The organism is Leuconostoc falkenbergense (genome assembly GCF_045801155.1).
Taxonomy (GTDB): Bacteria; Bacillota; Bacilli; order Lactobacillales; family Lactobacillaceae; genus Leuconostoc; species Leuconostoc falkenbergense.
Genome location: NZ_CP174386.1, coordinates 840,095 through 858,694 on the forward strand (window position 1 = coordinate 840,095; position 18,600 = coordinate 858,694).

The window sequence follows — 18,600 nt, forward strand, 5'->3', positions numbered from 1 at the left end:
TTCTCATCTTTTTAATTTTTGGTTTTGTATTGTGGTTGTGAATTTGAAATCGGATTTTGGTTGGTATTAGTTGCTTTTACAAACATTAACGCAATATATACAGATAAGATAATAATAATGAGTGCCGCTAATACACGTAGGGGATGGTAGAAGAAATTTTTGAAACCACGCAATAATTTACTATGATGTTGTTTTTGTTCGCTTTCAGTAATGGAAGCTTCAAGTGCATAGGCGAAGCTCGTATTGTCAACTACCTTAGATTTTTCTTCGTAAGGAACAATTGTCAATTCTCGTGTATCTGACATTTTTATAGGACGTTCACGTCGCAAGTCACGATTGTGCAAAATGTTATTGCGGAAATTAGCAATAACAATAAGTGTCTTGTTTTGTAAAGTCATTAAGCCGCTACGCAGCTGTTCTAATGGGGTTGTCATTGGTACTTTCATCAGCAAATCTCCGTTCACAAAGTATAGTTAGATGATTAATTTTAAAGTTTACTACTATTACTATACGATATTTTATTTAGGGTTTGGGTAAGTTTTGTATATCCTAAACAAATTAAAGTGTTCTTAAACATTAAAAGGCGGGTATAATATGAGATATGACAACGAGAGAACTAGAACTATATCATGATTATTTACAAGCGGAGCGCCAATACTCACCGCAAACCTTAAAAGCGTATCTCACTGACATCACCGAATTTGAAACATATCTATCTGAAAATGGCGGATTTACGCAATTTAAAGACGTTCAGGGACTAGATGTTCGCGTGTTTTTGAATGATCTTTACGAACATAATTTAGCACGAACAACCATTTCGCGTAAAATTAGTAGCCTTCGTATGTTTTATCAATTTTTGATTGCGAATAAATTTGCTTTGGATAATCCATTTGATAACGTGGCATTAAGAAAACATCAAAATCATCTACCTGAGTTTTTTTATGAAAATGAAATGCAGGAGTTATTTGATGTGGCCTATGATCATTCAGATAAACTTTGGCAGCGAAATGCTGCTTTACTGGAGTTTTTATATGCAACTGGCGCCCGTGTGGCGGAGATTGCTAGTTTGCAACTTGAGCAAGTCGATTTTTCGCAACGCTTAGTTTTAATTCATGGGAAAGGTAATAAAGACAGGTATGTACCTTTTGGTCATTTTGCATCAATAGCGCTGTCAACTTATATTGATGGATTACGATCAGATTTGACAGCAGGTATGGATCATCGTGTGGTCTTTGTTAATCATCGTGGGCAACCTATCACAACTGCAGGGATTACTTATATTCTTGATCAGCTCATGAAACAATCATCATTAACTGGCAAAATTCATCCCCACATGTTGCGACACACTTTTGCGACACATTTGTTAAATCACGGTGCTGACATGCGTACGGTGCAAGAATTATTAGGACATGTCAATCTTTCTACGACGCAAATGTATACACACGTTACGCGAGAAAGCTTGCAGAAAAATTATCAAAATTTTTTTCCACGCGCAAAAAAGTAAACGCTTCACAAATGACAAAAAACAAGGTAGAATTATAGTTATGATAACTCTTGAAAATAAAAACCTAATTGTAAAAATCAATGAAGAAGGTGCTGAACTAACAAGCGTTTGGCATAAAGATGCTGAGTTGGAATACATTTGGATTGCTGATCCCAAATACTGGGGCCGTCACGCTTCTAATCTATTTCCAATTGTTGGTCGCCTACGTGGCGACCAATTTAAAGTGGCCGGGGAAACTTACTACATGAACCAACACGGTTTTGCCCGCAACATGGTCTTTGATGTTGTTGAGCAGAGTGAGAATAAAGTTGTTTTTCGTATTGTTGACACGGAAACAACACATCGTGTTTTTCCTTTTAAATTTCAGCTAGATATTAGTTATGAGTTAGGGGACGATGATACACTACATGTGGCCTATATTGTCCACAATCCGGACACGGAAGAATCATTGTTCTTCAGTGTTGGTGGGCACCCAGCTTTCAATTTGCCTCTTGATGGCGGTAAATTCTCCGACTATTATTTGTCAATTGAACCAGAAGTCACGTATGATCGTGTTCGCCTCGTGGGACCATATTCAAATCCTAATAATCCAACACCATTTAATGCAAGTATTCCGCTTCGTTTACGACAAGAGGATTATCATGATGACGCGATTATTTTGAAGCTAGATCGTCAGAAAACATCATTTTTGTTAGCGCGATTAGCTAATCAGCACGGTTTACGCATGGTTTTGGATAATGCACAGTATATTGGTGTGTGGACACCAGCCGGCAAACAAGCACCGTTCATTGCACTTGAACCATGGTGGGGTATTGCTGATACTGTTGACGCTAGTGGTAACTTCAAGGAAAAGTTTGGTGTCAATGTTTTGGCAGCAGGTGACACGTTTGAAGGCACTTATAGTCTACAATTCTTTTAAAAAATCAAGACGTTTAGCAGGTAGAGTTAATTTATTTTTTTATGAGAATTTAATTAGTTGTTGACAACTTTATTAAATTCCGTTATGATAAATAACATCAAATATTAAAGGTTAGGAAAAAATGAACAAAACAATCTTAAACAACAATAGTTATTTTTACTTCTGGTTTATGTAAACCCGTCGCACGCTGCGTGTGTCGGGAACGACGCACTTGGCGACCAGAAGTTTTTAAAGGTTGGGTCACTAAGTTGTAATGAACACTTAGTGACGTTCTATTTTTTCAGATAATGAATTTTCTGTTAAACCGAACTAAGTGTTATGCACTTAGTTCGGTTTTTTATATTACGGAGAATGATATGACAACAAATATTAGTATTGAAACGCAGACAATTAATACGTTGCGATTACTTTCGAATCAAATGATTACCAAGGCTGGCTCAGGGCATCCTGGTATAGCGTTGGGAGCGGCTCCTATTCTGTATGAATTGTATGCTAATCAACTTAAAATTAATCCAGAGAATCCGAAAATGATTAATCGAGATCGTTTTGTCCTCTCTGCTGGACATGGCGCTGCCTTATTATATGCAACTTTGCATCTGGCTGGTTTTAATATTTCTAGTGATGATCTGCAAGCTTTTAGGCAACCTTATTCGATAACTCCGGGCCATCCAGAAGTTGGCGTGACACCTGGTGTTGAAGCAACAACTGGTCCCTTGGGACAAGGATTGGGAATGGCTGTGGGAATGGCGATGGCGGAGGAACATTTGCGGGCTCATCACCCTGAGGTAATTAATCATTATGGCAGATTGCAAGAATCATCCGAACACCGCATGTTTCTGAAAGACTTTTCGTGGTGATTGCCAGTTGAGCGTTTTCATTGGCCTGGCATTAATCCAATGATTAATTTGATCTAATTCTTTCTGACTGATGGTTTCAATTTTGCGTTCTTTTGGGATAAAACGACGGACATATCGATTTAGCACTTCATTACTACCACGTTCTTCTGGTGAATATGGGTGTGCAAAATACATCGGTATGCCTAGCTGTTCTTCTATTTCATCATATTTTGCAAACTCTCGACCGTGATCAACTGTAATTGATTTAGCATTTTTTATACCCTTGAAAAACCTAATAATAGCTGGTGTCACTGCCTGACTATTGCGCCCACTGACATGTCTCATGATATGTTGTCGACTCAATCGTTCTGTGATGGTCACTAAAACATCGCCACGTGTTTTACCAGATTGCATCGTATCAACTTCAAAATGACCAAATTCTTGTCTTAATTGGACAGCTTTTGGTCGTTTTTCAATTGAACGGCCATGAGCAAAAACACGTCTACGGCCGTCAGATTGACGTTTACGTCGAATACCTTTATCAGGTAAATCTGATAACTTAATTTTAAGCAAACCATGATGAATCCAGTTGTAGATGGTCTTGAAAGCAATACCCAATACATGAGCAGCCGTTTCTGGTGACCACTTCAAGATACCAATGTGATGGTTCAAAAAAGCTGATATTTCAGGTGTTAGGGTCGGATGGCGACCGTGTTTGTGCCGATTACACTGGGCTAAATGATGAGCCTGTTGTGCATTGTATGGTTTAATTCGATTTAACTCGTAGGTAATAGTTGCAGGAGAACGCTTTAAGAAACGGGCTATTTCTCGAGTTGAATGATTAAGTTTGATCATTGTTTCAATGACAGAACGTTCGTGAGCTGATAAACTAGAAGACATAAGCTGCAGATCCTTTATGGTTGATTTTAGTCAATTACCATTAAAGTCTCTGCAGTTTTTTTATGCAAGGTGTTCGGTTTAATTTTACAATCTGCCTTATACATACGCATTGGTCGGTGATGGTGATTTGATGGAAGGTGTTAGTCATGAAGCGGCTTCACTTGCTGGTCAACAACAGTTAGAACGGCTAATTGTTTTGTACGATGACAACCAAGTCAGTTTAGATGGACCAAAAAAGCGCACTGATGTGACTGATAACATTGCCCGTTTTCAGAGTTATGGTTGGCAAACATTACAGGTTGATGATGGTAATGATTTACACGCAATCCATGACGCAATTGAAATAGCCAAAAAGAGTAATACACCTACCTTAATTGCAGTTAAGACAGTTATTGGTGATTTTGGACCATTTGCCGGTTCAAATAAAGCGCACGGCACACCATTACAATCAAAGGATCTCCTTGATTTAAGTCGAAACTTAAATGTTACCATTGAAAATTTCAAAGTACCTGCTCAGTTGCTATCAGACATGAAAAAGCGAATAGGACAACGTTTGAATCAAGAGAAACAGCCATCTCTTTCAGCCCTGCAAGCTTATGAGTTGTCAACAAAAGCAGGCAAGCTAAAAGTACCAACAATTGATGATGATTTGAAACAGCAAGCTGGTCGTAAAATTTCTAAGAATATTTTGCAAAAATTTGCGCAACAACTACCCAATTTGTGGGGTGGTTCAGCTGACTTAGTGGCTTCAACCAATGCTGAAATCGTTGAGTCGGATTTGTTTGATGCACAAAATCGTGCCGGTCGTAATATTGCGTTTGGTGTTCGGGAGTTTGCGATGGGCGCAGTGATGAATGGTATTGCGTTACATGGTGACACAAAAATATTTGGCGCAACATTTTTAGCTTTTTCTGATTATATGAAGGCTGCAATCAGATTGAGTGCACTTCAAAAATTACCTGTGATTTATGTTTTCACGCATGACAGCGTAACTGTTGGTGAAGACGGTCCAACGCATCAACCAGTCGAACAATTAATGGCGTTACGTTCTATTCCAAATGTCGATGTTCTTCGACCAGGGACGGCCAATGAAATAGCATTAGCTTGGCAACAAGCTTTAACGTCAATTGACAAACCAACAATCTTGATTTTGAGTCGTGGTAATTTAGGCACTCAAGGTAATCAAGTACAAGCCAGCACTGCTCAGAAATATGGCGCTTCAGAGATTATTCATAACGAACGGGCTAAAATCAATTTGATTGCTACGGGGTCAGAAGTTCAAATTGCCATAAAAGTCAAAGAATTGTTACCTTTTCCTGCAAATGTCATCAGTATGCCCAATCTTAGGAAATTTCAGTCATTAGAAAAATCTAAACGGCATAACATTGTTGACGAATATGCTACAAAAAATGTCATAATAGAAGCAGGAACTCGTCTGGGATGGCGCGAAATCGCACAGGATAATGGGCTGATTTTTGGGCTTGATGATTTTGGCATGAGCGCTGCACCAGACATTGCGTTACGCGAATTGGGATTTGACGCTCACGCAATCAGTGCACGAATTATTGAGGACTTAAAATGACTTTATATGGTTTATTGGCTTACCCAGCAGGACACTCATTATCACCAAAGATGCAAAACGCTATGATTGACGCAGCTCACATTGATGCTTATTATCAGTCATTTGAGGTAGCACCACAATTATTTGAGCAGGCGATTGTTGGTTTAAAGACGTTACAAATTAATGGCTTTAATGTTTCAACACCATATAAAAATCAAATTATCGACTATTTGGACGATATTTCACCGTTGGCACAGAGATTACAGGCCGTTAATACAGTGAAACGCATAAAAAACAGACTAGTAGGTACGAACACTGATGGGGATGGGTTTTGGCAAAGTATTAAACGTCAACAGCCCAAAGAAAACATTGTAGTCATCGGTACTGGTGGTGCTGCTCGTGCCATTATTGCTAGTGCACGAGAGTATGGGGTTAGAAATATATCTGTTTTCAATCGTGCACATCAAAATTGGTCGCAACGCGAGACTGAAATTGCCTATTTGAGTCAAGGCATCGGACATTTGGAAGACTTGGCTGACAATCAGGCTTTAACACAAGCATTGCGCCAAACAGATATGCTAATCAATGCAACAACTGTTGGCATGAACGATGCGCGAACTTTGCTAACAGATTATCAGTTATCACTCATGCCTTTGCATAGTCTGGTAGTTGATATTATTTATCGCAATCAGCAGACTGCGCTTTTAAAATCAGCGTCACAACGTGGATTGTTGACGATGAATGGTGTATCTATGTTAGTTAATCAAGGCGCGCTAAGTTTTGAATATTGGTTTGACCAGCCAGCGAATCGACGTCTAATGGCAGCAGCCATTACATCTTAAAGACATTATTATAAAAAGTGGAGAATAAAACATGATAATTATTGCAAAATCAAAAGAATCTGCTCAGCATATTGCTGAGATGTTAGACCATCAAAACCCAATTAAACCAGTGTTTGTTCATGATAACCGCGTTGCTTTAGCAGGTGTCAAGACTTTGTCTGAAACTGAGTTACATGAAGTAAAATCAGAAATTGTAGAGATTATTACCAACCATCATTCAGCAATTAAGTCGTCACGTGATTTTCATCCAGAAGATACGATCATTAAAACACCTCACAGCGTCATTGGTGGACAACATTTCACATTGATGGCAGGACCTGATTCAATTGAGTCTCCAGCTCACGTTGAGGCCATGGGAAAGGCAGTTAAAGCAGCTGGGGCTACCGTGTTACGCGGTGGCGCATTTAAGCCTAGAACCTCGCCATATTCTTTCCAAGGTAATGGTGAAGCAGGGTTGAAAGCCCATCGCGCGGCCGCTGATGCCCTTGAGATGGATATGGTGACCGAAATACTGGACACTCGAGATGTTGACTTGGTAGATTCATATACCGATATTTTTCAAGTTGGTACACGTAATATGCAAAACTTTGCATTGTTGAAGGCACTAGGCAAGAAACAAAAACCGGTAGTATTAAAACGTGGTATGTCAGCTACGATTGACGATTTGTTGAATGCTGCAGAATACATTGCTGCAGGTGGCAATGACCAAATTATCTTGATGGAGCGCGGTATCCGTACCTATGATAATAAATACACACGCAATACCTTAGATGTCTCTGCAATTCCTGTTTTGCAATCGTTGACGCACTATCCGATTGTAGCTGATGCTTCTCATGCGGCTGGTGTCTCTAAATTTGTGACGCCCCTAGCATTAGCTGCTGTGGCAGCAGGCGCACAAGGACTGATGACAGAAATTCATGATGATCCTGCACATGCCTTTGTTGATGGTGCTCAAGCTTTGACGCCGGATGAATTTAAACTGTTAGCAGACAAGATACGTCAAATTCGGGAGGCAATTAAATGAGTCAAGTGATTGTTGAATTAGCAACAAAAACTTACGAAGTTAAGATTGATAAACAACTACACAAGCACATTGGTGAAGAACTGAGTCAAGTTTGGAGCAAACGTAAAATAGCATTGCTGACAGATAGTAATGTTGGACCGGTTTACTTATCAGATACTGAAATGCAATTACGTTCTGCAGGTTATGAGGTATTGCCGCTGACTGTTCCAGCTGGAGAATCATCAAAATCATTGCCTGTTGTTGGTGAATTGATTTCAAAAATGGCTTCGGCAGGATTCACACGTGGCGATGGTGTCATCGCTCTGGGCGGTGGTGTCATTGGTGATTTGGGTGGTGTGGTCGCTTCCTTATATATGCGAGGCATTGCCTTTGTACAAATTGCCACATCGCTCACCGCGCAGGTTGATTCGTCTGTTGGTGGCAAAACAGCTGTTAATTTAGGTGACACAAAAAATATTGTGGGATCATTTTACCAGCCAGATCTTGTATTAGTTGATACGACTTATTTGGACACGTTGTCTGATCGTGATTTAGTCGAAGGATATGGGGAAGTGGTCAAAACATCAGCACTGACTGGTGGCGATTTTTATCAATTGACCGGTACAATCAAGAGTGTTTCAGACATACGTGGTCAAGCACAGACCTTGTCTGAGCGAGCAATTACTTACAAAGCATCAGTGGTAATGGCTGACGAAAAAGAATCTGGGCAACGTCAGTTTTTGAATTTCGGTCATACGTTAGGTCATGCGATTGAGTTACTGGCACACGGTCAACTCCGTCATGGTGAAGCAGTAGCCATTGGTATGATTGCCATTAGTCAACGCTTTGAGCGTGACGGTATAACCCCCAGTGGCATGACTGATTCATTGCGCGATCGTTTGACAGCAGTTGGATTACCGACAACCTCACCGTTGATTGGCACACCTAATTTTTTCAAACATCTAGTGAACGATAAAAAAAATCACGGTGGCGTGTTAAACTTAGTTGCACTTGCTAAGATTGGTGAGCCAATTATTGTTAAGAAAAATATAGCCGATATGCCGGCATTTATGGAGAATTAATATGCGTTATACAACTGCTGGCGAAAGCCATGGACCGGAAGAAATTGCCGTCATTGAAGGCATTCCGGCTGGATTACATATTACACAAGCTGATATTGATGAGCAACTGGCGCGCCGCCAACAAGGATATGGTCGTGGTGAACGACAAAAAATTGAAACAGACACCGTTACTTTTCTCACTGGTGTTCGCCATCAACTGACCTTAGGTTCGCCAATCACATTAAACGTTCATAACGACGACCATAATAACTGGTCTAAAATTATGGCGCCAGATGATCCGGCAACATCAGAAAACACACTACGAAAAGTTTTACGTCCACGTCCTGGTCATGCTGATTTGGTCGGTGGTATGAAGTATCGTCATCATGATGATTTGCGTAATGTATTAGAACGATCATCTGCCAGAGAAACAACAATGCGAGTAGCAGTAGGTGCAGTCGCCAAAAAGTTACTATCAGAAATTGGTGTGGATGTTCATGGCTTTGTGGTTAATGTTGGACCCGCTAAATCGGATTTGAATGACTTAACAAAGTATCATGATTTAAACGAATTACGTTTAGTGACAGAGAGCTTTCCAACACGAGCGTTATCAGCTGAGGCCGACGCAGCAATTCGCGAAGTAATCGATCAAACAAAACGGAATGCTAACACTGTGGGTGGTCAGGTTCAGGTTATGGCCACTGGAATGCCAGTTGGACTAGGTTCGTACGTATCGGCTGATACAAAATTAGATGCTAAAATTGCGCGCGCAATTGTTGGCATAAATGCCTTTAAGGGTGTTCAATTTGGTGGCGGTTTTGATAATGCTGAAAAATTTGGCGACCAAGTTATGGATGAAATTTTTTGGGATGAAAAGCGTGGCTTTTATCGTGGTTCTGATAATCTGGGTGGTTTTGAAGGAGGCATGACGACTGGTGAGGCGATTGTTGTGAGAGGCGTTGTGAAACCTATCCCAACACTTTATCGTCCTATGCAATCAGTTGACATTGATACACATCAAGACCACAAGGCGTCAATTGAACGTTCAGATACGACGGCCGTGACAGCTGCAGCAGTTATTGCTGAGGCGATGGTTGCTATTGAATTGGCCAAAGCGGTGTTAGACAAGTTTGATGCAGATAATATTGATCGAATGAAAGAACAAGTTGAACGTTATCGTGACGAAATTAGATCATTTTAAAAATAAGCGGTTTTCACCGCGTACATAAAAATTGGAGACATAAACAATGATTAAATTGACACAAGCCCCTAAATCTGGCCTTCATGGTGAAATTATCGTGCCTGGCGATAAATCTATCTCTCATCGCGCGTTGATGTTTGGCGCAATCGCAACCGGTGAAACAAATATTGAAAATTTCTTGCCGTCTGATGACGTGATGCATACAATGAGAGCTTTTCAACATTTGGGTGTTTCGATTACACAAAATGGCCGAAAATTGCATGTTGTTGGACGCGGGATTAAGCAATTTAAGGTACCAAAACAAGCACTGGATATGGGAAACTCGGGGACATCAACACGATTGTTAATGGGGCTACTCAGTCGCCAGCCTTTTGATATCCAATTATTTGGGGATGATTCTCTTAGTCAGCGACCCATGAAACGCGTCGCAACACCTCTACTACAAATGAGTGCCAACATCGCGTTAGCTGAGGATGGCACTTTGCCAGCCACACTTCATGCGAATAAGACATTAAAAGGGATAACTTACGAAATGCCAGTTGCTTCTGCGCAAGTAAAAAGTGCTATATTACTTGCGGGTATGCAGGCTGACGGTGTGACTAGAGTGATTGAAAAGTTGCCAACTCGTGACCACACAGAGCGAATGTTAAAACAATTTGGTGGTGTAATTAACAGTAAAAATGGTGTTATTGAAGTGACAAAACAACCAGAGATATTCGGGCAAAACGTCATCGTGCCGAGCGATATTTCAAGTGCAGCATTTTTCATTGTGGCGGGTCTAATTACGCCTAATTCAGACATAATCCTCAAAAACGTTGGTGTTAATCCAACCAGAGATGGGGTACTGAAGTTGTTAAAACGCATGGGTGCGAGCATCAACGTGAATCAGATACAAAATGAAGGCGAACCAATGGCTGATATCATGGTTAAAGCACAACCGCTTCATGGTATTGAAATTACAGCTGAAGATGTTCCCGGCGCTGTGGATGAATTGCCAATTTTAGCATTGGCTGCTACGCAAGCGATTGGTGACACCGTTATCACTGGGGCTGAAGAACTTCGTGTCAAAGAAACGGATCGAATTGCCACAGTGGTAACGGAGCTAAGTAAAATCGGTGCAGATATTCAAGAAACGCCAGATGGCATGATTATACATGGTAAAACACCATTACACGCGCTTAACGAGTCAGCATTGCTCGATTCTCACGGCGATCACCGCATTGGTATGATGAATGTCATTGCTGCCTTAATTACTAAAGGTGACGTTGTATTGATGGGTGAAGATGCAATGAGCGTGTCATATCCAGGTTTTTTGGAAGATATGAACGCCTTAATGAGAGAGAAAAAATGACAAAAATAGCAATAATCGGTTTAGGTGAGATGGGCGCCTCAATAGCGGCTGTATTATCTCAAAATGCTAATCACGAAGTAACTGGTGTTGATTCAGATACTAAAGCAGTAGACTTTGCTTTAAAAACAGGGATTATAACTAAAAAAGCGTCAAATATCGAACAAATAGCATCGCAAATGGACGTTATTATTCTAGCAACACCAGTGAATATTATTAGCCAACTAATCGTTCAGTTGAGTCATTTGACGTTGAAAAAGCGCGTGATTATTACTGATACGGGGTCAACAAAACGTGAGATTATGGCGTTAGCAGAAAAATTGTTAACGCCACAAAATATCACTTTTATTGGGGGTCATGCCATGGCTGGCACGCATAAAAGTGGTGTGTATGCGGCAGACATAAACTTATATCATAATGTTATTTACTTTTTGATGCCAAGTACCATTAGCACGAGCGATCCCTTAATTGACTTATTCAGGCCACTTGGCGCAAATTTTAAAACGATGTTAGTCGATGAACATGATGATTTAATGGCTATGATCAGTGATGTGCCACATATTGTGGCTTTTGCACTGGTTAACGCTGCCACTAGCCGTTTGGGCGCAGCAAATAAATTCGGTCAGTATGTGGCTGGTGGTTTTAAAGACACAACTCGTATTGCTGCTAGCGATCCAGAATTATGGACAGACGCTTTATTGAGTAATAGCGCTGCTGTTTTAGATAGTCAAAAACAACTGATAGTTGAATTGGAAAAGTTTAATACGGCCATTCTTGCCAATGATCGTTCTAAACTGATGGCAATGATTACTGAAGCAAAAGCGTCACGAGAAACATTATTAGACAGATAATTAGGGAAAAATCATGATTAAAGAACCAGATACACTGATGCTAGTGGGATTTATGGGTGCTGGAAAAACTACCGTTGGTAAAGAAATCGCACGTCAGCATCATTCACAATTTATTGATATTGATTCGGAAATTGAACGCGTTGCAGGGAAAACAATTCCTGAAATTTTTATAGAACGTGGTGAGATTGGCTTTCGAGCGCTTGAGACGCAGGTGTTGGCGTCAGTGCAAACTTTTAATGGTGTGGTGGCAACAGGTGGCGGTGTCGTTGAGCGACCTGAAAATATAGCTGTTTTAAAAAATTCACCCGCAACAATCATTTATTTGCACGGCAACTTAGAGAGTACAATCGGTCGGCTTATCATTGAAGGGCAAAGGCCACTACTGCAAGAGAAGTCCACCGCAGAATTTTTTGCGCTCTGGAAAGAACGTGATCCAAAATATCAAAGTGTTGCCAACATGACGGTAGAAACGGTCGGAAAAACACCTGCACGGATTGCAGCTGAAATCATTGCCTTATTTAGTGCAAACGAGGATGAGTTAGCTCTATTGGCACTTCGTTCACAAATTGATGCTTTTGATCGTCAAATTTTTAAAATCATTGCACAGCGATTAGAGGTAGTCTCATCAGTAGCGCGATATAAAGAAAAATTTGGGATAGCAACAGTTCAAAAAAATCGAATGGTCCGCTTGCGAAATGATTTAAAAGCAGATTTTGCATTTTCAGAGGACATTACGGATGATATGATTGATGCTGTGATGGCGATTCTCATGCAGGCGGCGATTGATAAAGAAAACCGTCAACTAAACAGGTAAAACTATGAAATTACACACTTTGGGACCAGTTGGTACAGATTCACAAATTGCTGCAACGCATTATATGACGAATCAAACTTTGATTTTGCATGATACTTTTGAAGAAATATTAACGCATTTATCAGATTTTAGTGGGGACGAACTTATCATGCCAGTGGCTTTTAAGTCCAATCAGGAGCAAAATCTAAACTGGGTTGATTTCAATTATCTATCATGGGAAAATATAACAGTACGCGCCACATTTTCATTACCATTGATGCCATTAATTGTTGTGGAAAATTTGGCGTATCAGCGAAATATCGCCTTAACACATGCAGCAACGGAAGGCCTGATGAAGCGCTATTTAACTAAGGTTGGGTTAGATGATGCTTGGGGACCATCAGTTATCTTTTCCCCCAGTAAAATGGTGGCGATGACAGATTTTATCCATGACCAAGACCGTCTGACTATTATTTCTGCTGATCAATTTAATAAATTACCTGAGAGTCGTGACTCACGTTACGTCGTGCGACAAACTTTAAAACCACCGATGATTTGGGTAGTGTATCATATTAATTAGTAAGTCATTTTGAACAATGACTCAAAAAAAGGATTAAAGGCATGACACTAAGACAACTACTACATATTCCAGCAACAACTGACAAGCCACTCATTGCAGTGCCATTGATGCTAGGACCAACTGGTAAACTAACACCTTTTGCCCAAAAATTGCAGGCACAGAACCCAGATATTGTTGAATGGCGAGCTGATTATATCGCTGATGATTTTAGTCAAGCAGTGGTGTGGCAGCAGGTAAAAGCTGGTGCGCAGGCGGAACTGAATCAAAAAAATGTCTCGACAATGACTGAAGCTAAAATGCTGGCAGAAATTGACAACGCTAAACAAGAATTTTTGGCAAATTGGCCGATGATGAATCAGCAAGTAATCAAGGAATTGACTGCTGCCGTATTTAACAGTGTTGGTGAGTTTCCAGTATTGTTAACTTATCGCACTCAGTCTCAAGGCGGAAAAGGTGAAATGTCACCAGTTGAAGTAGCCACATTTTTAACTTTTGCTTTACAATCTGGTTATCCTTTTGCTGCCGTGGATATTGAATATACAATGCCTGAAGAACTGCGCGCGAAGGTGATTACCACTGCCCGACAACAGCAGGTACCCGTGATTTTGTCGTATCATGACATGAATCAAACTCCCGATGATTTGCACGCGCAGCTGGTAGATATGGCTAGAAGTGACATTGATGTTATTAAATTAGCAGTGATGCCACAAAATGACAATGACGTTGATCGCTTATTGTCAGCAACGCGGGCCTTTTCGGAATCACAAGATAAGCCACTGATTACAATGAGTATGGGCCAATTAGGTGAAAAAACTCGGATTATTGGTTATCAATTTGGCTCTGAATTAACGTTTGCTGCGTTAGATGGGACACCAATTAGTGCACCAGGACAGATATCGATAAGCGAATTGTTGCAAGCCTGGCAGTAATTTGCTATAATTGTCTTGACCAACTGGGTAGTATCTATCTACCTACCCGCCACTTCTTAGGAAGTGGCGTTTTTTGTTGTCTACTGATAGCGATATTGTCACGTGACTCGCGTGTTATAATTGATGTACAAAATAGTAAAGGATTTGAAGAAATGAATAATTTTACATTTAAAAATACGACAGATATCCACTTTGGAGAAAATAGACTGGACACTGAGTTGGCAGGTGTCGTTGCACCTTTTGGTAAAAAAGTCCTACTGGCTTACGGTGGCGGCTCAATTAAAAAGAATGGTCTGTATGACCGTGTTAAGCGTGCGCTGAAAGATTACGAGGTTTTCGAACTTTCAGGCATTGCACCTAATCCTAAAATTGACTCAGTGCGTGAAGGACAACAACTTGTCCAAAAAAATGATATTGATGTGATTGTTGCAGTAGGTGGTGGGTCAGTGATTGATGCAGCCAAAGTTGTGTCGGTCGCCAAAAATTATGATGGGGATGCTTGGGATTTGGTGCTAGATTCCCAAAAAGCGACAGCGCAAATGCCGTTGATTGATATTTTAACGCTCTCTGCTACCGGAACAGAAATGAATAAAAATGCTGTGATTAGTAATCCTGAAACAAAGCAAAAACTGGGCACGCGAACATTACGCCAGCCCGATGTATCATTTTTAGATCCAAGTTTGACATTTTCAGTTTCAAAATGGCAGACTGCTGCGGGAGCAATTGATATTTTTAGTCATTTATCAGAACAATACTTTGATCAGTCGGAAGATAGTGATATTTCACGTGGCATGATTGAAGGTATTTACCGTGCCGTTATCAAATGGGCACCTGTTGCGCTGGTAGAACCTGAAAATTATGAGGCACGCGCTAACTTGATGTGGGCGTCAACCATGGCATTGAATGGCACAGTTGGACTTGGTAATGTTAATGGCTGGACAGTACACCCAATTGAGCATGAATTGTCAGCGTATTATGATATTACACACGGTGTCGGATTAGGCATATTAACACCGCGCTGGATGAAAAAAGCGCTTTCTGCGGAGACGCTTCCTCGTTTTGCAGCATTTGGGCGCCATGTTTGGGGATTGTTGGGAGATGATGAATCAGTTGCAGGTGAGGCAATCCAGGCCACATTTGATTGGATTAAATCACTAGAAGTGCCAACGACATTACCTGGTGTTGGCATTACCGACACGACAAATTTCAAAGCAATGGCAGATAGTGCTGTTGCCGTTGGTAGCCTAACTACGAATGGTTATGTTAGCCTTAATAGTGAAGATGTTGTTACTTTATTTGAAGCTTCAATGGATAATGATGGCTTTTAAGCCTTAATAATATGATATTGACCATCAGCACCTAATTTGAAAAGAGGCAGTGCTGCTAAAAAAGTAATGTCGTCACGTTGACTGGCTTGCCCTTCAGCTAGAATTGCAAATTTTCCAACAATGTGTGCGCCTGCTTGTGATAAAATTTTTTCAACGGCTGTCAGAGAACCGCCGGTTGAAATCACATCATCAACCACTAGCACCTTTTTGTTATGAATTATTTTAGCATCTTTACCATCCAAAACTAGTGTCTGGGGTGTGGCTGTGGTGATTGCTGACGATTCGACTACGAGCGGTGAAGTCATATACGACTTCACATTTTTGCGTATGACAATGTAGTTGCTTTTGCCAGTTTGCCTAGTCATTTCTTGAGCAAGTGGGATGCCTTTAGTTTCAGGTGTCACAATATAGTCAAATTCAAAATCAATTGCTTTAGACAATTCAACCGCAGCTACGTGTGCTAATTCAGCATCACCTAGCAGTACAAAAGAAGCAATCGCTAGATCTGATTTGATAGGGACAATTGGTAGGTCACGTTTTAATTTGGAAAGGGTGATTTGATAGTTTTCAGACATGATATGTTGTTCCAATCTCATTAATGTTCGTTTTTTAATTAATATATCCATATTTTTATACTGAAATTTTATCATTTTACGAATCATTGGGCAATAGTCACGATTTTAAATATTTTTTGAGGAGAACAAACTAGATCAGACAGATCTATAATCAAGCGTATGACAACTTATGAATTAACAGAACAAGAATTAGTGCGTCGAATTAGCGATTCATTACCAAGTATGACGATTAAACAGGTTGGTGCAACGCTGACATTATTAAGCAACGCGGCCACCGTACCATTTATTGCAAGATATCGTAAGGAAATGACTGGTAACTTAGACGAAGTGCAAATTCGTCAAATACAGGTTACAAGCAAGAAAATTCAAGAACTGTCCGAACGAAAAAATACAGTCTTACGTGCGATAGATGAGCAAAATAAGCTCACGCCAGTACTGTCTAAAAGTATCATTGATGCAGAAAATATACGTGAAGTTGATGATATTTATTTGCCATATAAACAAAAGCGACGTACAAAAGCAATGATTGCCCGTGAAAATGGGTTACAATCGCTGGCTGACTGGTTATTGAACCATTAAAGTATGTCTGTTAATGAACGTTTACACGCATACTTTAATGAGACTATAAAGAGTGACGCGGATGCAATTGCTGGTATACATGAAATTTTGGCGGAACAGTTTGGCGAGGATCAGAGTTATCGGCAATGGCTTCGGACTAGAATGATGCGTGATGGTCACATCCTGTCGACGTTGAAAAGAGGTGCTAATGCCAAAGATGAACAAAAAATATATGAACAATACTATGATTTTGATGAATCAATTCAATCGTTGAAAGAAAATAAATTTCGAATTTTGGCAATCGATCGTGGTGAAAAAGTAGGCGTATTATCCGTTAAAATTGATTTTCCGGCTACTCGATTGTTGCATTTTATGAAAATTAAAATTATTGGTAATCAACAGATTGAAAGTGGCAATGCCGAGATGATTCAGTTTGCGATTGAGGATGCATACAAGCGCTTTATTCAGCCGGCCATTGAACGAGAAATTCGACAAGAATTAACACAAATTGCGCAACAACAAGCCATTCAAGTTTTTGGTAATAATTTGTATCATTTGCTGATGCAAGCACCTTTGAAAAATAAAATTGTGATGGGATTTGATCCGGGCTTTCGAACTGGTTCAAAATTAGCCATTATAGATGGTAACGGTAATTTTTTGATTAAGCAAGTTATTTTCCCTCACTTACCGGCAAGTAAGCATGAACGAGAGCAAGCAGCAACAACATTTAAAAAATTATTGCAAGATTTTAATGTTGACCTAGTGGCTATTGGGAATGGTACAGCATCGCGTGAATCGGAAGAATTTGTTGCTGAAAACCTGATAAAGGGTGTTCAGTACACAATTGTTAATGAAGCTGGTGCATCGGTTTATTCAGCTTCTGTGGCTGCTAGAGCGGAATTTCCAGATTTACACGTTGAAGAACGCAGTGCGATTTCGATTGCTCGAAGAATTCAAGATCCTTTAGCAGAACTAATCAAAATTGATCCGAAATCCGTCGGTGTTGGTCAATATCAACATGATTTGAATGCGAAAGCACTTGATGAACAAGTTGATGCTGTTGTTGAAACAGCGGTCAACCAAGTGGGTGTTAACTTAAATACAGCTTCAGCAAAATTATTGACGCATATAGCTGGGCTTAATCAAAAATTAGCAGAAAATATCGTGGCTTATCGTCAAAACGGGCGACCATTTACGTTGCGCACACAGTTAAAGGACGTTCCGCGTTTAGGACCTAAGGCTTATGAGCAGGCGGCAGGATTTTTGCGAATTGTTGATGGCAAAAACATATTGGACAATACAGATATACATCCTGAAAGTTATCACATTGCGACTCAAATCATTGATATGGGGCGATTGTCAATTCATGAATTATCATCTTCAACAGCCAATAAAACTTTAAGTCTTTTGGATAACTCAGACACTGCTGCTAAATTAGGTGTTGGTGTTCAAACACTACATGACATTATCACGAGTTTACAAAAGCCAGGCCGTGATGGTCGATCTGAAATGGTTAGTGCGTTATTGAAATCTGATGTGCTACATATTGCAGACTTGAAAACGGGCATGAAACTACAAGGAACAGTTCGAAATGTGGTTGATTTTGGTGCATTTGTGGATCTAGGAGTAAAACAGGATGGTTTGGTGCATATTTCTCATTTGAGCAAGAGACGTATTAAACATCCGGCAGAAGTTGTTTCAGTTGGTGATATAGTTGATGTTTGGGTACTATCTGTTGATGAAAAACGTCAAAGGATAGCACTGACGATGTTAGCGCCCAAATAAAAAAATCGCATCATTTTGATGCGATT

At 40.2% G+C, this 18,600-nt stretch carries 16 protein-coding genes and 2 pseudogenes; 15 read left to right on the top strand and 3 right to left on the bottom strand.

Annotated features, from left to right (window positions below; translation table 11 throughout):
* Positions 1-11: 11 nt before the first annotated feature.
* The gene (locus ACI3ES_RS04165) at positions 12-446 is read right to left on the bottom strand and encodes a hypothetical protein (RefSeq protein ID WP_114666642.1); all 435 of its coding nucleotides are present in this window, start codon (positions 444-446) and stop codon (positions 12-14) included.
* Between the two features lie 155 nt (positions 447-601).
* Between ACI3ES_RS04165 and xerC the strand changes: the two genes are divergently transcribed.
* From xerC to ACI3ES_RS04180, 3 genes and pseudogenes are all read left to right on the top strand, one after another.
* On the top strand, positions 602-1,504 hold the full coding sequence (gene xerC / locus ACI3ES_RS04170; RefSeq protein ID WP_004914163.1) for a tyrosine recombinase XerC: 903 nt from the start codon (positions 602-604) through the stop codon (positions 1,502-1,504).
* A gap of 40 nt (positions 1,505-1,544) precedes the next feature.
* Positions 1,545-2,423, top strand: coding sequence for an aldose 1-epimerase family protein (locus tag ACI3ES_RS04175; RefSeq protein ID WP_004914160.1), 879 nt, complete (start codon positions 1,545-1,547; stop codon positions 2,421-2,423).
* Between the two features lie 356 nt (positions 2,424-2,779).
* A pseudogene (locus ACI3ES_RS04180) lies at positions 2,780-3,250 on the top strand (transketolase); the annotation flags it as partial.
* Here ACI3ES_RS04180 and ACI3ES_RS04185 read toward each other — a convergent pair.
* Positions 3,239-4,159, bottom strand: a complete 921-nt coding sequence (locus ACI3ES_RS04185) for an IS30 family transposase (protein WP_012268558.1) — start codon at positions 4,157-4,159, stop codon at positions 3,239-3,241. The pseudogene ACI3ES_RS04180 and the gene ACI3ES_RS04185 sit on opposite strands and share 12 nt — an antisense overlap.
* A gap of 109 nt (positions 4,160-4,268) precedes the next feature.
* Here ACI3ES_RS04185 and ACI3ES_RS04190 point away from each other — a divergent pair, with 109 nt between their 5' ends.
* From ACI3ES_RS04190 to ACI3ES_RS04240, 11 genes are all read left to right on the top strand, one after another.
* Positions 4,269-5,741 carry a transketolase-like TK C-terminal-containing protein gene (locus ACI3ES_RS04190; protein ID WP_407632029.1) on the top strand — a complete coding sequence of 491 codons (1,473 nt, stop codon included), beginning with the start codon at positions 4,269-4,271 and terminating at the stop codon, positions 5,739-5,741.
* Entirely contained in the window at positions 5,738-6,562 is an 825-nt protein-coding gene (gene aroE / locus ACI3ES_RS04195; protein WP_036068285.1) for a shikimate dehydrogenase, read from the top strand. Before ACI3ES_RS04190 ends, aroE begins: the two co-directional genes overlap by 4 nt.
* Before the next feature lie 31 nt (positions 6,563-6,593).
* Positions 6,594-7,586 carry a 3-deoxy-7-phosphoheptulonate synthase gene (gene aroF / locus ACI3ES_RS04200; RefSeq protein WP_036068287.1) on the top strand — a complete coding sequence of 331 codons (993 nt, stop codon included), beginning with the start codon at positions 6,594-6,596 and terminating at the stop codon, positions 7,584-7,586.
* Positions 7,583-8,647 (top strand): 3-dehydroquinate synthase, encoded by a 1,065-nt coding sequence (aroB, locus tag ACI3ES_RS04205; RefSeq protein WP_036068290.1) that lies wholly within the window; start codon positions 7,583-7,585, stop codon positions 8,645-8,647. The genes aroF and aroB overlap by 4 nt, the downstream gene beginning before the upstream one ends.
* Before the next feature lies 1 nt (position 8,648).
* Positions 8,649-9,827 (top strand): chorismate synthase, encoded by a 1,179-nt coding sequence (aroC, locus tag ACI3ES_RS04210; RefSeq protein WP_004910406.1) that lies wholly within the window; start codon positions 8,649-8,651, stop codon positions 9,825-9,827.
* A 46-nt stretch (positions 9,828-9,873) separates the two neighbouring features.
* Positions 9,874-11,178, top strand: coding sequence for a 3-phosphoshikimate 1-carboxyvinyltransferase (gene aroA / locus ACI3ES_RS04215; protein ID WP_036068293.1), 1,305 nt, complete (start codon positions 9,874-9,876; stop codon positions 11,176-11,178).
* Positions 11,175-12,026 carry a prephenate dehydrogenase/arogenate dehydrogenase family protein gene (locus tag ACI3ES_RS04220; protein WP_036068296.1) on the top strand — a complete coding sequence of 284 codons (852 nt, stop codon included), beginning with the start codon at positions 11,175-11,177 and terminating at the stop codon, positions 12,024-12,026. Before aroA ends, ACI3ES_RS04220 begins: the two co-directional genes overlap by 4 nt.
* Positions 12,027-12,039: 13 nt before the next feature.
* Positions 12,040-12,840, top strand: coding sequence for a shikimate kinase (locus ACI3ES_RS04225; RefSeq protein WP_036068299.1), 801 nt, complete (start codon positions 12,040-12,042; stop codon positions 12,838-12,840).
* A gap of 4 nt (positions 12,841-12,844) precedes the next feature.
* Positions 12,845-13,399 (top strand): hypothetical protein, encoded by a 555-nt coding sequence (locus tag ACI3ES_RS04230; RefSeq protein WP_036068301.1) that lies wholly within the window; start codon positions 12,845-12,847, stop codon positions 13,397-13,399.
* Between the two features lie 41 nt (positions 13,400-13,440).
* Positions 13,441-14,328: a type I 3-dehydroquinate dehydratase gene (aroD, locus tag ACI3ES_RS04235; protein WP_036068303.1), complete on the top strand. Its 888-nt coding sequence runs from the start codon at positions 13,441-13,443 to the stop codon at positions 14,326-14,328.
* 152 nt (positions 14,329-14,480) lie between these two features.
* Complete coding sequence (locus ACI3ES_RS04240; RefSeq protein ID WP_142511514.1) at positions 14,481-15,656, top strand: iron-containing alcohol dehydrogenase; 1,176 nt, start codon at positions 14,481-14,483, stop codon at positions 15,654-15,656.
* Here the strand turns inward: ACI3ES_RS04240 and ACI3ES_RS04245 are convergent.
* On the bottom strand, positions 15,653-16,231 hold the full coding sequence (locus tag ACI3ES_RS04245) for a phosphoribosyltransferase family protein (protein WP_142511513.1): 579 nt from the start codon (positions 16,229-16,231) through the stop codon (positions 15,653-15,655). The genes ACI3ES_RS04240 and ACI3ES_RS04245 overlap by 4 nt on opposite strands.
* 159 nt (positions 16,232-16,390) lie before the next feature.
* Between ACI3ES_RS04245 and ACI3ES_RS04250 the strand changes: the two are divergent.
* Positions 16,391-18,574 (top strand): annotated as a pseudogene (locus ACI3ES_RS04250) (Tex family protein).
* Positions 18,575-18,600 lie beyond the last annotated feature (26 nt).

Bases quoted from the DNA above. Each gene is read 5' to 3' on its own strand.
- ACI3ES_RS04165 (WP_114666642.1), bottom strand. From the start codon at position 446: ATGAAAGTACCAATGACAACCCCATTAGAACAGCTGCGTAGCGGCTTA.
- xerC (WP_004914163.1), top strand. From the start codon at position 602: ATGACAACGAGAGAACTAGAACTATATCATGATTATTTACAAGCGGAG.
- ACI3ES_RS04175 (WP_004914160.1), top strand. From the start codon at position 1,545: ATGATAACTCTTGAAAATAAAAACCTAATTGTAAAAATCAATGAAGAA.
- ACI3ES_RS04185 (WP_012268558.1), bottom strand. From the start codon at position 4,159: ATGTCTTCTAGTTTATCAGCTCACGAACGTTCTGTCATTGAAACAATG.
- aroE (WP_036068285.1), top strand. From the start codon at position 5,738: ATGACTTTATATGGTTTATTGGCTTACCCAGCAGGACACTCATTATCA.
- aroF (WP_036068287.1), top strand. From the start codon at position 6,594: ATGATAATTATTGCAAAATCAAAAGAATCTGCTCAGCATATTGCTGAG.
- aroB (WP_036068290.1), top strand. From the start codon at position 7,583: ATGAGTCAAGTGATTGTTGAATTAGCAACAAAAACTTACGAAGTTAAG.
- aroC (WP_004910406.1), top strand. From the start codon at position 8,649: ATGCGTTATACAACTGCTGGCGAAAGCCATGGACCGGAAGAAATTGCC.
- aroA (WP_036068293.1), top strand. From the start codon at position 9,874: ATGATTAAATTGACACAAGCCCCTAAATCTGGCCTTCATGGTGAAATT.
- ACI3ES_RS04220 (WP_036068296.1), top strand. From the start codon at position 11,175: ATGACAAAAATAGCAATAATCGGTTTAGGTGAGATGGGCGCCTCAATA.
- ACI3ES_RS04225 (WP_036068299.1), top strand. From the start codon at position 12,040: ATGATTAAAGAACCAGATACACTGATGCTAGTGGGATTTATGGGTGCT.
- ACI3ES_RS04230 (WP_036068301.1), top strand. From the start codon at position 12,845: ATGAAATTACACACTTTGGGACCAGTTGGTACAGATTCACAAATTGCT.
- aroD (WP_036068303.1), top strand. From the start codon at position 13,441: ATGACACTAAGACAACTACTACATATTCCAGCAACAACTGACAAGCCA.
- ACI3ES_RS04240 (WP_142511514.1), top strand. From the start codon at position 14,481: ATGAATAATTTTACATTTAAAAATACGACAGATATCCACTTTGGAGAA.
- ACI3ES_RS04245 (WP_142511513.1), bottom strand. From the start codon at position 16,231: ATGTCTGAAAACTATCAAATCACCCTTTCCAAATTAAAACGTGACCTA.